Here is a 13,797-nt window from a genome sequence, read left to right as displayed (position 1 = left end):
CAGATGTTCAGATGAGGTCAAAGTGTAGCAGTGGCACGGCGGTACAGGGCAAAGCGCACCTCGCGGGTGCCACCCTCGCGGTGCAGCAGCCAGTCCGGCGGCAGCACCGGCACGTGGCCGGCCGGCGATTCCAGGTACAGCCAGGCGTCGGCGGCCAGGTGCCGCGGCAGCTGGGCCAGCACGTCCTGCCACAGGCCATCGGCAAACGGCGGGTCGATGAAGACCAGATCGGCCTGCTGCGCCTGCGCCCCTTGCAGCCAGCGCAGGGCATCGGCCTGCACGACGGTGATCTGGTCGCTGGCCTGCAGCCTGGCGACGGCGGCGGTCAGGTTGCGTCCCAGCTGCGCATCGCGCTCGACCAGGGTGGCGTGGGCAGCGCCACGCGAGACCGCCTCCAGGCCCAGCGCGCCACTGCCGGCGAACAGGTCCAGCACGCGGGCCCCGCCGAGCTTGGGCATCAGCCAGTTGAACAGGGTCTCGCGCACGCGGTCGCTGCTGGGGCGAAGGCCCGGCAGGGTCGGCACCGGCAGCCGGGTATTGCGCCAGCGCCCGCCGATGATGCGGACCTGGCCGTCATTGCCACCGCGGCCGCTCATCGGCGCCCCCGGCGGGAGGAATTCGAGAAATTCAGCATGAGCGGGATTGTAGTTCGGCCGGGCGGCGCCCGGCACCCGCAGAAGCCGAAGCAACAGCAACAGCGGGCATCCCCGTGGGATGGCGGGGTGGGTCCGGTTGAGGGGGACGCTGCAAGTACGTCCATGTAAGCTCGGTCGCCGCATCCATGCGGCTCACGCCCCCTCAACCGGACCCACCCCGCCTTCGACAGTTTCCTGCGATCTGTCGGAACGGCTCTTGGGGTCAGATCCGTTTTCCTGCAGAAAACGGATCTGACCCCATTGGATGCACCCCGCCTTCGACAGTTTCCTGCGATCTGTCGGAACGGCTCTTGGGGTCAGATCCGTTTTCCTGCGGAAAACGGATCTGACCCCAGATTTATTTCGATATCTGACAGATGTGTCGACCAAGGTCGACACCTACCAACAGGCGCGGGAAATCTGTCAGAGGCGGCGCGGTGTGGGGTGGCAGGACCGTTGGCGCCATGGATGGCGCCATCGAGCCCCCATGGGTGAGGGCGCTTTGCTTGCGAAGCACTGCTTCGCAAGCGCCCGAACGCACAGCCGCCAGCGGCTGGGCCGGCCCCCGGAGGGGGTTTACGGCGTGTCCTGCCAACCCACACCGCCCCGCCATCCCACGGATAGCCCGCTGTTGCTGTTGCTGTTGCTGTTGCTGTTGCTTCGGCCTCTGCAGGTGCCGGGCGCCGCCCGGCCGACCAACCCCTTGATTTCGGGACAATCAGCCATACCCCTTGGCGAGGCCGCACGCGCTGGCGCGGCATTGCACATGGAGCCCTATCGATGACCGAGACCACCCAGACCGAAACCCTTGGCTTCCAGACCGAAGTCAAGCAGCTGCTGCAGCTGATGATCCACTCGCTGTACTCCAACAAGGAGATCTTCCTGCGCGAGCTGGTCTCCAACGCCGCCGACGCCGCCGACAAGCTGCGCTTCGAAGCCCTGACCCAGCCGGCCCTGCTGGAAGGCGACAGCGAACTGCGCGTGCGCGTCAGCTTCGACCCCGCCGCCCACACCATCACCATCGAAGACAACGGCATCGGCATGAGTCGCGCCGAGGCGATTGCCCATCTCGGCACGATCGCCAAGTCCGGCACCGGCGATTTCCTGCGCCAGCTGTCCGGCGACCAGAAGAAGGATTCGCAGCTGATCGGCCAGTTCGGCGTCGGCTTCTACAGCGCCTTCATCGTTGCCGACGAGGTCGAAGTGACCTCGCGCCGCGCCGGCCTGGCCGCAGGTGAAGGCGTGCGCTGGACCTCGCGCGGCGAAGGCGATTTCAACGTCGCCACCGTGGACAAGGCCGAGCGCGGCACCCGCATCGTCCTGCATCTGAAGGATGGCGAGCATGATTTCGCCGACGGCTGGCGCCTGCGCAGCATCCTCAAGAAGTACTCGGACCACATCGGCCTGCCGATCCAGATGCCGAAGGAAGGCGAGGAAGGCGCCACCGTCGAGTGGGAGACCGTCAACCGCGCCAGCGCGCTGTGGACCCGTCCGCGCACCGAGATCGGCGACGCCGAGTACACCGAGTTCTACAAGCACGTGGCGCACGACCACAGCGATCCGCTGGCGTGGAGCCACAACAAGGTCGAAGGCAAGCTGGAGTACACCTCGCTGCTTTACGTGCCCGGCCGCGCGCCGTTCGACCTGTACCACCGCGATGCGCCCAAGGGCCTGAAGCTCTATGTGCAGCGCGTGTTCGTGATGGACCAGGCCGAGCAGTTCCTGCCGCTGTACCTGCGCTTCATCAAGGGCGTGGTCGACTCCAACGACCTGTCGCTGAACGTCTCGCGCGAGATCCTGCAGTCCGGCCCGGTCATCGATTCGATGAAGGCGGCGCTGACCAAACGCTCGCTGGACATGCTGGACAAGCTGGCCGCCGATAAGCCGGAGCAATACGCCACGTTCTGGAAGGAATTCGGCCAGGTGCTGAAGGAAGGCCCGGCCGAGGACTACAACAACCGCGAGAAGGTGGCCGGGCTGCTGCGCTTCGCCTCCACCCGCGGCGACGGCGATGCGCAGACGGTGTCGCTGGCCGATTACCTCGGCCGCATGACCGAAGGCCAGGACAAGATCTACTACCTGACCGGCGAGAGCTACAGCCAGGTGCGCAACAGCCCCCACCTGGAAGTGTTCCGCAAGAAGGGCGTGGAAGTGCTGCTGCTGACCGACCGCATCGACGAGTGGCTGATGGGCTACCTGACCGATTTCGACGGCAAGGGCTTCGTCGACATCGCTCGTGGCGATCTCGACCTGGGCGCGCTGGAAACCGAAGCGGACAAGCAGGAACAGGAAGCCGCGGCGAAGGACAAGCAGGGCCTGGTCGAGCGCCTGAAGACCGTGCTGGGCGATGACGTGGCCGAAGTGCGCGTGTCACACCGCCTGACCGATTCGCCGGCGGTACTGGCCATCGGCGAACAGGACCTGGGCCTGCAGATGCGCCAGATCCTGGAAGCCAGCGGGCAGAAGGTGCCGGACAGCAAGCCGGTGCTGGAAATCAACCCGGGCCACCCACTGATTGCCAAGCTGGATGCCGAAGCCGATGGCGCGCGTTTCGACGACCTCGGCCGGGTGCTGTTCGACCAAGCCGCGCTGGCCGCCGGTGACAGCCTGAAGGACCCGGGTGCCTACGTGGCGAGGCTGAACAAGCTGCTGCTGGAGCTGTCGGCCTGATCGACAGGGGGGAGCCGGGCATGGCCCGGCTTACCCGGCGGTGCTCTGGTAGAGGCCGACCTTGGTTGGCGCCCCAAAAGCGTGCCAACCAAGGTTGGCACCTACCGGGGCGGATCGAGCGTGCCAACCAAGGTTGGCAGCTACCGGCGCGGGTGGAGAGTGCCAACCAAGGTTGGCACCCACCAGGGGCGGCGGTTGGCGCCTGCCGAAGGGGTTCAGACGTCGCGATCCAGCAGCGAACCCAGCATCTGGTCCTGGCGGCGGATCACCGCGGCATTGGCGGCGAAGGCCACCACCTCGGCTTTCGCGGCCAGCAGGTCACCCAGCGGCGCGCCGGCATCGGCGCCGACGGGAATCACCGCGGCCTGCACCCCACCCTGCCCGGCAGCACTGCGCTGCAGCTGCAGGCGCTGGGCATCCGGGGTCGCCAGGTTGGCCACGTTGTGCGCAGCCACCTGCACGCCCTGCTGGGATGCACGCATCCCGCCGAGGGCAATTCCCATCACGTTGTCCATGGCGGTCTCCGGGCCGCACGGCGCAGCCCTCCGGACCGGTTAACGGCCGGCGGGCCGCGACCTTGAGTCCACATCGGCCCGACAGGCCCGAGTGGTAGCATATCCCCCTGATTTCAGCGCCTTTTGCCAATGCTCAGTTTTTTCCGCCGCAAGAAGCCCCAGGATGCCCCCGCAGCGGAGGCACCCAAGACCCAGCACTACTCGGCTGAAGAGCTGGCGGCGGCGTTCCCGTCGGCCGCGCCGGTCGAGGACAAAGAGCCAGCACCGGTAGCCGTACCGGCCGCGCCTGCGCCGGCCGAGCCGCCGCCGGCAGCCGTCGTTCCGGTCGCTTTCGAGCGCACCCCGGTGGTTCCGGCTCCGGTGGTTCCGGCTCCGGTCGTTCCCGCTCCGAGCGCTCCGCAATCGGCCGCCCGGATCGACGTCGCCCCGGTGGCGGCCCCGGCCATCGAACCGGCACCCGCACCACTGCCTCAGCCCACCCCGGCACCGGTCACCGACGACCTGCCTGCCGCCGCCTCGATCGATGCCGTTCCGGCGCCTGCCGGCAAGCCCGGCTGGCGCGAACGCCTGCGCAACAGCGTCATCGCGCGCAGCTTCGGTGGACTGTTCTCGCGCAACCCCAAGCTCGACGACGATCTGCTGGACGAACTGGAAACCGCACTGATCACCGCCGACGTCGGCGTGGGCGCCACCACCGATCTGGTCGAGGGCCTGCGCAAGCGCATGAAGTCGCGCGAGTTCGCCGACGCCAATGCGCTGCTGGCCGCGTTGCGCGCCGAGCTGATCGCGATCCTGCAGCCGGTGGCCAAGCCGCTGGTGATCGATCGCAACGCCAAGCCCTTCGTGGTGCTCACCGTCGGCGTCAACGGCGTCGGCAAGACCACCACCATCGGCAAGCTGGCCAAGCGCTTCAAGGACGACGGCCACAGCCTGATGCTGGCTGCCGGCGATACCTTCCGCGCCGCCGCCGTGGCCCAGTTGCAGGCCTGGGGCGAGCGCAACGGCGTAGCCGTGGTCGCGCAGGGGCAGAACGCCGATGCCGCTTCGGTGGCATTCGACGCGCTGCAGGCCGGCAAGGCCCGCGGCACCTCGGTGCTGATCGCCGATACCGCCGGCCGCCTGCATACCCAGTCCGGCCTGATGAACGAGCTGGGCAAGATCCGCCGCGTGCTCGGCAAGATCGACCCCACCGCCCCGCACGAAGTGCTGATGGTGATCGACGGCACCACCGGCCAGAACGCGCTGTCGCAGTTGCGCCAGTTCAATGCCGCAGTGAACGTGACCGGCCTGGTGGTGACCAAGCTGGACGGCACTGCCAAGGGCGGCGTGGTGTTCGCGCTGGCCCGCGAGTTCGGCATCCCGATCCGCTTTGCCGGTATCGGTGAGCGCCCGGAAGACCTGCGCGTGTTCGACCCGGAAGCCTTCGTCGACGCCCTGCTGCCCGAAGCGCTGGGCGCCTGATACACCGCGCAGCCACGCATGGCGTGGCTCTACCGCAGCCTGGTAGAGCCACCCCACGGGTGGCTGCCTCTCTGGAACTCCAATGCCCCGCCAGCCGCACGCCAGCGCCGAAACTGCAGAACGGGACGGTTTCGTCGCCCGCCTGCTGCACTGGTTCGACGGCCATGGTCGCCACGACCTGCCCTGGCAGCACCCACGCAGCCCCTATCGGGTCTGGCTGTCGGAAATCATGCTGCAGCAGACCCAGGTAGCCACGGTCATCCCGTACTTCCAGCGGTTCCTGCAGCATTTCCCGACGCTGCCCGACCTCGCCGCCGCCAGCAATGACGCGGTGATGGCGCAGTGGGCCGGGCTCGGCTACTACGCCCGCGCACGCAACCTGCATGCCGCCGCGAAGCGCTGCGTGGAACTGCACGACGGCGACCTGCCGCGCGATTTCGATGCCTTGCATGCCCTGCCCGGCATCGGCCGCAGCACCGCAGGTGCGATCCTCAGCCAGGCCTGGAACGATCCGTTCGCGATCCTCGATGGCAACGTCAAGCGCGTGCTCAGCCGTTACCACGGCATCGACGGCTTTCCCGGCCTGCCGGCCATCGAGAAACAGTTGTGGTCGATTGCCGAGGCGCACGTGGCGCAGGTGCCGGCCGGGCGCATGGCCGACTACACCCAGGCGCAGATGGACCTGGGTGCGACGGTGTGCAGCCGCGCCAAGCCAGCCTGCGTGATCTGCCCGCTGCAGGACGCGTGCGTGGCGCGCCGCGAAGGCCGTACCGCCGAACTGCCCACGCCCAAGCCCAGCAAGACCCTGCCCGAGCGCGAAGCCGTGGCCCTGCTGCTGCGCGATGCCCAGCAGCGCGTGCTGCTGCAGAAGCGGCCGGACACCGGCATCTGGGCGCAGCTGTGGACGCTGCCGCAGGCCGAGGCCGGCAGCGTACTGCAGGACTGGTTCGACGCGCACGTCGAAGGTTCGCTGGAAGACGCCGAGGAGCTGCCCGTGCTGCAGCACACCTTCAGCCATTACAAGCTGCACCTGCAGGTACTGTCGCGGCAGGTGCACGGCCTGCGCGTGGAAGAACCCACGCTGCGCTGGGTCGCCACCGACGAACTGCCCGCGCTGGGCCTGCCGGCCCCCATCCGCAAGCTGCTCGATGGCGCCACGGTCAAGGCGCCGAAACGAACGCCCAAGAAACCCCGCAACCACGAGTGAGTACCATGTCCCGAACCGTCTTCTGCCAGTACGAACAACGCGATGCCGAGGGCCTGGACTTCGTGCCCTACCCCGGCGAACTGGGCCAGCGCATCTTCAACAACATCGGCAAGCAGGCCTGGGCCGCGTGGCTCGCGCACCAGACCATGCTGATCAACGAAAACCGCCTGTCGCCGCGCACCCCGGAGCATCGCGCATTCCTTGAGGGCGAACTGGTCAAGTTCCTGTTCGAGAAGGACGCGGAAAAGCCTGCCGGCTTCACCCCGGAAGCCTGACCCAAAGGTAGTGCCGGCCGCTGGCCGGCATCGCGCAGATGCCAGGTTGCCGGCCAGCGGCTGGCACTACCGCGCTATTTCGTATTTTCCTCGCGCTCCTGCACCTGCGCCTGGCGCAGCTCCTTCTCGGAGGCACGCAGTGCCTTCACGTCCAGCTTGCGGATGCTGTTGATGAAGCACGGCATGCGCGGGCCACCGGTCGGGTCGCGCACCAGCACCTTGTCGAAACGCGATGACACGCGGCCCATGCTGCTGGTCAACCCGATGGCGGTGGCGTACGACAGGTCCGGGCACGGACCACTCAGTTCCAGCAGGTAAGCCTCGCTCGGCCGGGTCCACACCGCCAGCGCGCTGTCACCCAGTTCGGTCCAGCCATTGAGGCTGCCGAAGAACTGCATGTCGTTCTGCGGCGCGCCGGCGTGGGCGCGGTACAGATCCAGTTTCTCGGTACTGCTGAGCCGGCCGGTGGTCGCGCAGGCGGCCAGCGCCAGGCAGAGTCCGGCGATCAGGATCGGGGTCTTCATGGCGATCTCCTCGGGGAACCTGCTGCGATCATGCGCCGGCCGATGTGCGGCCGGCGCGAGGGCAGGTAAACCCGTTCAGGCGCCGGGAGGCGGCCGTTGCCGGCCGCTCAGACGTCGGCGTGGGCCAGCGCGTGCAGGCGACCTTCGCGCAGCTCCAGCACCCGGTCCAGGCGCCTCGCCAGGCTGCGGTCGTGGGTAACCAGCACCAGGCTGGTATGACGCGCGCGGTTGAGTTCCAGCATCAGCTCGAACACGGTAGCAGCGGTGCGGTCATCCAGGTTGCCGGTCGGCTCGTCGCCGAGCACGCAGGCCGGATGATTGACCAGCGCACGTGCCACGGCTGCTCGCTGGCGTTCGCCGCCGGACAGCTCGCCGGGCTTGTGGTCCAGGCGATGGCCGAGGCCGACCGCTTCCAGCAGCGTGGTGGCCCGGCTGCTCGCTTCGGCCACGGTGGTGCCGGCCAGCAGCACCGGCATCATCACGTTTTCCAGCGCGGTGAACTCAGGCAACAGGTGGTGGAACTGGTAGACGAAGCCCAGCGCCTGGTTGCGCAGCAGGCCACGCGCAGTGTCCGACAGCGCGGACATGCGCTGGCCCGTGACGTACACCTCGCCTGCAGTCGGAACATCCAGCCCGCCCAGCAGGTGCAGCAGCGTGCTCTTGCCGGCACCGGAGGCACCGATGATCGCCACCGTCTCGCCGGCGGTCACGGTCAGGTCCAGTCCATCGAACACCGGGGTCTGCATGCGCCCTTCGGCGTAGGTCTTGCCCAGTGCTTCGGCGCGGATCACCTCATCGCCGCGGTTGAAGACCTTATTCATAACGCAGGGCCTCCGCCGGCTGGGTGCGTGCTGCCCGCCAGGCGGGATACAGGGTGGCCAGGAAGCTCATCAGCAGCGCGACCACGGTGATCGCCACCACGTCGCCGGTCTGCATGTCGGTCGGCAGGCCGGTGATGTAGTACACATCCTCCGGCAGCAGCTTGACGTTGAACACGCTCTCGATTGCACCGAGGATGCGTTCCAGGTTGAGGGTCAGGGTGATGCCGCCGATCAGGCCGGCCAGCGTGCCGAAGATGCCGATCAGCGAACCCTGCACCATGAACACCTGCATCACCCCGCCCGGGGTCAGGCCGAGGGTGCGCAGGATGGCGATGTCGGCCTGCTTGTCGGTCACCAGCATCACCTGCGAGGACACCAGGTTGAACGCACCCATGGCGATGATCAGCGACAGCAGGATGCCCATCACCACCTTCTCCATGCGCAGCGAGTGGTAGAGGTTGGCGTTCTGCTGGGTCCAGTCACTTACCCGGTACGCACCACCCAGGCTCTGCGCCAGGTCCACGCCCACTTCCAGCGAGCGGTCCATGTCGTGCAGTTTCAGCCGCACGCCGGTGGCGCCGTCGCTGCGCAGCACGCGCTCCAGGTCCTGCATGTTGGCGAAGCCGACGCCCCGGTCGACCTCGTTGTAGCCGGCCTCGAAGATGCCGCTGACGGTGAAGCGTTTCATCCGCGGCACGGCACCGGCAGGCGTGCCCTGCACTTCGGCGAAGGTCACCAGCACCTGGTCACCGACGTCGACGCCGAGCCAGATCGCCAGTTCCTTGCCCAGCAGCAGGTTGAAGCTGCCCGGCGTCAGGCTGGCATAGCTGCCCTTGGTGACCTTCTTGTCGATCACCGATACCTTCGGCTCCAGCGCCGGATCGATGCCCTGGATGATCGCACCCTGCACGCGCGGGCCGCTGATCATCGACTGGATCTCGATGTACGGCGCGGCACCGGCCACGCGCGGATCCTTGCGGGCCACGTCGACGACGCGCATCCAGTCCGGCATCGGCTCGCCGTCGCGGCTGATGGTGGTGTGCGCGGTCATCTGCAGCAGGCGGCTGCGGATTTCCTTCTGGAATCCGCTCATCACCGCCAACGTGGTGATCAGCACCGTAACGCCGAGCGCGATGCCCAGGATCGATGCCATCGAGATGAAGGAGATGAAGCCGTTGCGGCGCTTGGCGCGCAGGTAGCGCAGGCCAATGGCCACGGGAATGGGTTTGAACATGCAGGCACGCCGGTCAATTCAGCTTATGGTGCCATCGTCCGGGGCTGACGGGAAACGGCGCGTGCGGCCACGGCCAGTCGCAGTTCACGTCGCTGCCCGGAATCGAGCACATCCGGCCAGAACAGCAGGCGCTGGCGGCGCCGATCCTCACGCCACAGCAACAACAGCCATGGGCCACGCACCACCAGCCGTGGCGTATCAACGTCCTGCCCGGCCACCTGCAGTGGCTCGGGAAGCGGCGGCAGAAGCACCTGCACGCGCGGCCTGCGCTGGCGCCAGGCCAGTTCGGCCAGGCCCGTGCACCAGGCCAGCACCACTGCGGGCATCAGCAGCCGTGAAGGCAGATCCGATGCGCGCAGCAGCCACGGCGCAGCCAGCAGCACCGCCAACTGGGCGGCGGCCTGCAGCCGCGAGGGGCGCCACTCAAGGCTTGAGGGCGAGGATCTTCTGCATGAGGGGGATCGCGTGCGCATGCGGGCAGGCCTCGTAGCCCATGAACCAGCGCCACAACTTATCGTCCTCGCAGTCGAGCAGGAACAGGAAAACCTCGCGCTCTTCGGTCGGCGCAGTGCTCCACTCGTGGTCCAGGTAGCGGCCGAACAGCTGGTCCAGCTCACGCATGCCGCGGCGGCAGCGCCAGCGCAGCTTCTTCAGCAGAACGTCTTCTTCCATCGAGCTTCTCCAGATACAGCAAAGCCACGCATGGCGTGGCTCTACTGGGGTCATGCAACTACCCTGCGCCGTGTATCAGGCGCGGCGTTCCATCATCAGCTTCTTGATCTCGGCGATCGCCAGTGCCGGGTTCAGGCCCTTCGGGCAGGTCCGGGCGCAGTTCATGATGGTGTGGCAGCGGTACAGCTTGAACGGATCTTCCAGATCGTCCAGGCGCGCACCGGTGTCCTCATCGCGCGAGTCGATGATCCAGCGGTAGGCCTGCAGCAGGATCGCCGGGCCCAGGTAACGCTCGCCGTTCCACCAGTAGCTCGGGCAGCTGGTCGAGCAGCAGGCGCACAGGATGCACTCGTACAGGCCGTCCAGCTTCTTGCGGTCTTCCGGCGACTGCAGGCGCTCGCGGTCCGGCGGTGCCGGGGTCTGGGTGCGGATCCACGGCTTGATCGACGCGTACTGCGCGTAGAAGTGGGTCAGGTCCGGAACCAGGTCCTTGACCACGTTCATGTGCGGCAGCGGGTAGATCGGCACTTCCTTCTTGCCGCAGTCCGAGATGGCTCGGGTGCAGGCCAGGGTGTTGGTGCCGTCGATGTTCATGGCGCACGAACCACAGATACCTTCGCGGCACGAGCGGCGGAAGGTCAGGGTCGGGTCGATCTCGTTCTTGATCTTGATCAGGGCGTCCAGGACCATCGGGCCACAGGCGTCCAGATCGACTTCATAGGTATCGGTGCGCGGGTTGCTGTCGTCGTCCGGACTCCAGCGGTAGATCTTGAAGGTGCGCACATTCTTGCCGCCGTTCTTGACGGGGAAATGCTTGCCCTTCGTGATCTTGGAATTCTTGGGGAGTGAAAACTCGGCCATGGCTGCTCTCGTTGGCTCAGGCGGCCCGCGCCCGTGGGCGCGGATTGCATGGTAGGCGGGGTCGGATCAGTACACGCGCGGCTTCGGCGGCACCACGGACACGTCGTCGGTCAACGTGTACATGTGCACCGGACGGTAGTCGAAGCTGCACTTGCCCTTCTCGTCGACGCTGACCAGGGTGTGCTTCTGCCAGTTGACGTCGTCGCGGTCCGGGAAGTCCTCGTGCGCATGCGCGCCGCGGCTTTCCTTGCGCTGTTCGGCCGAGTTGATCGTCGCCACCGCATTGAGCAGCAGGTTGTTCAGCTCGTAGGTCTCGATCAGGTCCGAGTTCCACACCAGCGAACGGTCGGAGACCTTCACGTCCTGGAACGAGTCGAAGATCTTGTCCATCTTCTCGCAGCCTTCCTTCAGCGTCTGGCTGGTGCGGAAGACCGCCGCGTCGGCCTGCATGGTGCGCTGCATGCGATCGCGGATGACCGAGGTCGGGGTATCGCCGTTGGCGTGGCGCAGCTTGTCCAGCAGGCCCAGCGCCTTGTCGCAGGCATCGGCCGGCAGCGGCTTGTGCGCAGCGCCCGGCTTGATGGTCTCGGCACAGCGGTTGGCCACGGCACGGCCGAACACCACCAGGTCCAGCAGCGAGTTCGAGCCCAGGCGGTTGGCGCCGTGCACGGACACGCAGGCCGCTTCGCCGATGGCGTACAGGCCCGGCACTACCGCGTTGTCGTTGTCGCCGACCTTCTGCACCACTTCGCCGTGGTAATTGGTCGGGATGCCGCCCATGTTGTAGTGCACGGTCGGGATGACCGGAATCGGCTGCTTGTGCACGTCGACGCCGGCAAAGATGCGGGCGCTCTCGGCGATGCCCGGCAGCTTCTCGTCGATCACGCCCGGGCCGAGGTGGGTCAGGTCGAGCAGGATGTGGTCCTTGTGCTCGCCGACGCCGCGGCCTTCGCGGATCTCGATGGTCATCGAACGGCTGACCACGTCGCGCGAGGCCAGGTCCTTGTAGTGCGGCGCGTAACGCTCCATGAAGCGCTCGCCGCTGCTGTTGCGCAGGATGCCACCTTCACCGCGGACACCCTCGGTGATCAGGCAGCCGGCGCCGTAGATGCCGGTCGGGTGGAACTGCACGAACTCCATGTCCTGCATGGCGATGCCGGCACGCATGGCCAGGCCGCCACCGTCGCCGGTGCAGGTGTGCGCCGAGGTGGCGCTGAAGTAGGCACGGCCGTAGCCGCCGGTGGCCAGTACCACGCCCTGGGCGCGGAACAGGTGCAGGGTGCCGTCGGACATGTCCAGGGCCAGCACGCCGCGGCAGGCGCCTTCCTCGTCGAAGATCAGGTCGAGCGCGAAGTACTCGATCATGAAGCGCGCGTCGTGCTTCAGCGACTGCTGGTACAGCGTGTGCAGCATCGCGTGGCCGGTACGGTCGGCTGCCGCGCAGGTACGCTGCGCCGCCGGGCCTTCGCCATACTTGGTGGTCATGCCACCGAACGGACGCTGGTAGATCTTGCCTTCGGCGGTGCGCGAGAACGGCACGCCGTAATGTTCGAGCTCGATGATGGCCGGGATGGCTTCACGGCACATGTACTCGATGGCGTCCTGGTCGCCCAGCCAGTCCGACCCCTTGATGGTGTCGAAGAAGTGGTAGCGCCAGTCGTCCTCGCCCATGTTGCCGAGCGCGGCCGAGATACCGCCCTGGGCGGCAACGGTGTGAGAACGGGTCGGGAAGACCTTGGTCAGGCACACGGTCTGCAGGCCCTTGGCGGCCAGGCCGAACGTGGCGCGCAGGCCGGCACCGCCGGCGCCGACCACGACCATGTCGTACTTGTGTTCGGTGATCTTGTAAGCGGACATCTAATCTGGATTCCTGTGTAGGTGCCTGGGCTCAGGCAACGCCGAGGGCGATGCGGCCCACCGCAAACACACTGACGATCATGCCGAGCACGGCGACGAACTTCACCGCGGTCTGCAGCACCAGGGCCAGCAGCGATTCGTGGATGTAGTCTTCCAGCACGACCTGCATGCCGAGCTGCGCGTGCCAGAACATCGCGATCAGCAGGCCGATCAGCGGCACCGCGTTCCACGGCTTGGCCACGGCGGCGGCGGCGGTGGCGTAGTCCGAGCCCAGCAGGCCCAGCACGAAGACCAGGAACCAGATGCCCAGCACCACCAGTGCGGCGGCGGTCAGGCGCTGGTGCACGAAGTGCTCGGTGCCGGTCTTGGCCGAGCCAAGGCCGCGCACGTTCTTCAACGGGGTACGGAACTTGCTCACGCGGCACCTCCGAACATCACATAGGCCCACACCAGCAGGGTGATCACCAGGCTGCCGATGACCGACAGCCAGCTGCTGCGGATGAAGGCGGGGATGCTGAAGCCGATGGCGAAGTCCTGCACGACGTGGCGGATGCCATTGCACAGGTGATAGGCGAACGACCATGTCCACGCGAACAGGAACACGCGGCCATACCAGGCCCCGGCATGGCCGGTGAAGCAGTTCCAGGACTCGGGCCCCATCATCAGGGCCAGCAGGCCGGCGGCGATGATGAGGGCACCAACAGACAGAAAGACGCCAGTGGCTCGATGCAGGATCGAGGTGGCCATCTGAATCTGCCAGCGATACACCTGAAGGTGCGGGGAAAGTGGGCGTTGTCTGGTCGCCATTCGCTGGGCTCGTTGTCTCGGCTGGGCGGCACACGGCCGCGTTGGCTCAATGCTGATCAGAAATCGATGCAGCGTCCGTTTTTCTCCCAATCGCCATACCGCACCGGATCAAGTCCGCCGCGGCCGCCGAATTCTTCCGCTTTTTCCTGTTCCACGGGCACGGGTGCCGCGGGGACCAGCGGGGCTTCAGATTCGTCGTCGGGAGTGGGGGTTGTTTGGCCTATCATGTTCGGTCTCGCAACGCACAAATTTTAGACC

The 13,797-nt window shown here is 66.9% G+C and carries 16 protein-coding genes; 4 read left to right on the top strand and 12 right to left on the bottom strand.

Translation table 11 applies throughout. The features are described from left to right. Positions 1-17: 17 nt before the first annotated feature. Entirely contained in the window at positions 18-596 is a 579-nt protein-coding gene (gene rsmD, locus AC5P8R_RS19830; RefSeq protein WP_014646773.1) for a 16S rRNA (guanine(966)-N(2))-methyltransferase RsmD, read from the bottom strand. An 819-nt stretch (positions 597-1,415) separates the two neighbouring features. On the opposite strand from rsmD, the gene htpG reads away from it, so the two are divergent. Beyond that, entirely contained in the window at positions 1,416-3,305 is a 1,890-nt protein-coding gene (gene htpG / locus AC5P8R_RS19825; RefSeq protein ID WP_099475998.1) for a molecular chaperone HtpG, read from the top strand. 215 nt (positions 3,306-3,520) lie between these two features. Here the strand turns inward: htpG and AC5P8R_RS19820 are convergent, their stop codons facing one another. Beyond that, positions 3,521-3,820 (bottom strand): hypothetical protein, encoded by a 300-nt coding sequence (locus AC5P8R_RS19820; protein ID WP_495223759.1) that lies wholly within the window; start codon positions 3,818-3,820, stop codon positions 3,521-3,523. A 129-nt stretch (positions 3,821-3,949) separates the two neighbouring features. On the opposite strand from AC5P8R_RS19820, the gene ftsY reads away from it, so the two are divergent. The 3 genes from ftsY (at position 3,950) to AC5P8R_RS19805 (ending at position 6,763) form a co-directional block, all read left to right on the top strand. Then, positions 3,950-5,281, top strand: a complete 1,332-nt coding sequence (ftsY, locus tag AC5P8R_RS19815) for a signal recognition particle-docking protein FtsY (RefSeq protein ID WP_495223758.1) — start codon at positions 3,950-3,952, stop codon at positions 5,279-5,281. An 82-nt stretch (positions 5,282-5,363) separates the two neighbouring features. Then, positions 5,364-6,488 carry an A/G-specific adenine glycosylase gene (gene mutY / locus AC5P8R_RS19810; RefSeq protein WP_495223757.1) on the top strand — a complete coding sequence of 375 codons (1,125 nt, stop codon included), beginning with the start codon at positions 5,364-5,366 and terminating at the stop codon, positions 6,486-6,488. Between the two features lie 5 nt (positions 6,489-6,493). Next, complete coding sequence (locus AC5P8R_RS19805; protein WP_004153160.1) at positions 6,494-6,763, top strand: oxidative damage protection protein; 270 nt, start codon at positions 6,494-6,496, stop codon at positions 6,761-6,763. A gap of 74 nt (positions 6,764-6,837) precedes the next feature. Here AC5P8R_RS19805 and AC5P8R_RS19800 read toward each other — a convergent pair whose 3' ends face one another. From AC5P8R_RS19800 to AC5P8R_RS19755, 10 genes are all read right to left on the bottom strand, one after another. Then, positions 6,838-7,287, bottom strand: a complete 450-nt coding sequence (locus AC5P8R_RS19800; protein WP_014646768.1) for a DUF6491 family protein — start codon at positions 7,285-7,287, stop codon at positions 6,838-6,840. 107 nt (positions 7,288-7,394) lie between these two features. Then, on the bottom strand, positions 7,395-8,108 hold the full coding sequence (gene lolD, locus AC5P8R_RS19795; protein WP_495223756.1) for a lipoprotein-releasing ABC transporter ATP-binding protein LolD: 714 nt from the start codon (positions 8,106-8,108) through the stop codon (positions 7,395-7,397). Further along, a complete protein-coding gene (locus tag AC5P8R_RS19790) occupies positions 8,101-9,342 on the bottom strand; it encodes a lipoprotein-releasing ABC transporter permease subunit (protein WP_032958619.1) in 1,242 nt (413 codons plus the stop codon). Before AC5P8R_RS19790 ends, lolD begins: the two co-directional genes overlap by 8 nt. Before the next feature lie 23 nt (positions 9,343-9,365). Next, positions 9,366-9,815: a hypothetical protein gene (locus tag AC5P8R_RS19785; RefSeq protein ID WP_041863309.1), complete on the bottom strand. Its 450-nt coding sequence runs from the start codon at positions 9,813-9,815 to the stop codon at positions 9,366-9,368. Continuing rightward, positions 9,766-10,014 carry an FAD assembly factor SdhE gene (locus tag AC5P8R_RS19780; RefSeq protein ID WP_005409080.1) on the bottom strand — a complete coding sequence of 83 codons (249 nt, stop codon included), beginning with the start codon at positions 10,012-10,014 and terminating at the stop codon, positions 9,766-9,768. Before AC5P8R_RS19780 ends, AC5P8R_RS19785 begins: the two co-directional genes overlap by 50 nt. A 75-nt stretch (positions 10,015-10,089) precedes the next feature. After that, entirely contained in the window at positions 10,090-10,875 is a 786-nt protein-coding gene (locus AC5P8R_RS19775; protein ID WP_005409079.1) for a succinate dehydrogenase iron-sulfur subunit, read from the bottom strand. 66 nt (positions 10,876-10,941) lie between these two features. Further along, positions 10,942-12,732, bottom strand: coding sequence for a succinate dehydrogenase flavoprotein subunit (gene sdhA, locus AC5P8R_RS19770; RefSeq protein WP_014646765.1), 1,791 nt, complete (start codon positions 12,730-12,732; stop codon positions 10,942-10,944). A gap of 31 nt (positions 12,733-12,763) precedes the next feature. Continuing rightward, positions 12,764-13,150 (bottom strand): succinate dehydrogenase, hydrophobic membrane anchor protein, encoded by a 387-nt coding sequence (sdhD, locus tag AC5P8R_RS19765; protein WP_005409077.1) that lies wholly within the window; start codon positions 13,148-13,150, stop codon positions 12,764-12,766. Next, positions 13,147-13,539: a succinate dehydrogenase, cytochrome b556 subunit gene (gene sdhC / locus AC5P8R_RS19760; RefSeq protein ID WP_024958620.1), complete on the bottom strand. Its 393-nt coding sequence runs from the start codon at positions 13,537-13,539 to the stop codon at positions 13,147-13,149. The genes sdhD and sdhC overlap by 4 nt, the downstream gene beginning before the upstream one ends. Before the next feature lie 56 nt (positions 13,540-13,595). Then, complete coding sequence (locus AC5P8R_RS19755; protein ID WP_005409075.1) at positions 13,596-13,766, bottom strand: DUF1674 domain-containing protein; 171 nt, start codon at positions 13,764-13,766, stop codon at positions 13,596-13,598. Positions 13,767-13,797: the final 31 nt, after the last annotated feature.

This window comes from Stenotrophomonas sp. YJH_SMC_73 (assembly GCF_059370155.1).
This window is presented reverse-complemented; position numbering and strand designations above follow the sequence as displayed.

Excerpts from the sequence above, each read along its gene's own strand:
- rsmD (WP_014646773.1), bottom strand. The coding sequence starts at position 596 with ATGAGCGGCCGCGGTGGCAATGACGGCCAGGTCCGCATCATCGGCGGG.
- htpG (WP_099475998.1), top strand. The coding sequence starts at position 1,416 with ATGACCGAGACCACCCAGACCGAAACCCTTGGCTTCCAGACCGAAGTC.
- AC5P8R_RS19820 (WP_495223759.1), bottom strand. The coding sequence starts at position 3,820 with ATGGACAACGTGATGGGAATTGCCCTCGGCGGGATGCGTGCATCCCAG.
- ftsY (WP_495223758.1), top strand. The coding sequence starts at position 3,950 with ATGCTCAGTTTTTTCCGCCGCAAGAAGCCCCAGGATGCCCCCGCAGCG.
- mutY (WP_495223757.1), top strand. The coding sequence starts at position 5,364 with ATGCCCCGCCAGCCGCACGCCAGCGCCGAAACTGCAGAACGGGACGGT.
- AC5P8R_RS19805 (WP_004153160.1), top strand. The coding sequence starts at position 6,494 with ATGTCCCGAACCGTCTTCTGCCAGTACGAACAACGCGATGCCGAGGGC.
- AC5P8R_RS19800 (WP_014646768.1), bottom strand. The coding sequence starts at position 7,287 with ATGAAGACCCCGATCCTGATCGCCGGACTCTGCCTGGCGCTGGCCGCC.
- lolD (WP_495223756.1), bottom strand. The coding sequence starts at position 8,108 with ATGAATAAGGTCTTCAACCGCGGCGATGAGGTGATCCGCGCCGAAGCA.
- AC5P8R_RS19790 (WP_032958619.1), bottom strand. The coding sequence starts at position 9,342 with ATGTTCAAACCCATTCCCGTGGCCATTGGCCTGCGCTACCTGCGCGCC.
- AC5P8R_RS19785 (WP_041863309.1), bottom strand. The coding sequence starts at position 9,815 with ATGCGCACGCGATCCCCCTCATGCAGAAGATCCTCGCCCTCAAGCCTT.
- AC5P8R_RS19780 (WP_005409080.1), bottom strand. The coding sequence starts at position 10,014 with ATGGAAGAAGACGTTCTGCTGAAGAAGCTGCGCTGGCGCTGCCGCCGC.
- AC5P8R_RS19775 (WP_005409079.1), bottom strand. The coding sequence starts at position 10,875 with ATGGCCGAGTTTTCACTCCCCAAGAATTCCAAGATCACGAAGGGCAAG.
- sdhA (WP_014646765.1), bottom strand. The coding sequence starts at position 12,732 with ATGTCCGCTTACAAGATCACCGAACACAAGTACGACATGGTCGTGGTC.
- sdhC (WP_024958620.1), bottom strand. The coding sequence starts at position 13,539 with ATGGCGACCAGACAACGCCCACTTTCCCCGCACCTTCAGGTGTATCGC.
- AC5P8R_RS19755 (WP_005409075.1), bottom strand. The coding sequence starts at position 13,766 with ATGATAGGCCAAACAACCCCCACTCCCGACGACGAATCTGAAGCCCCG.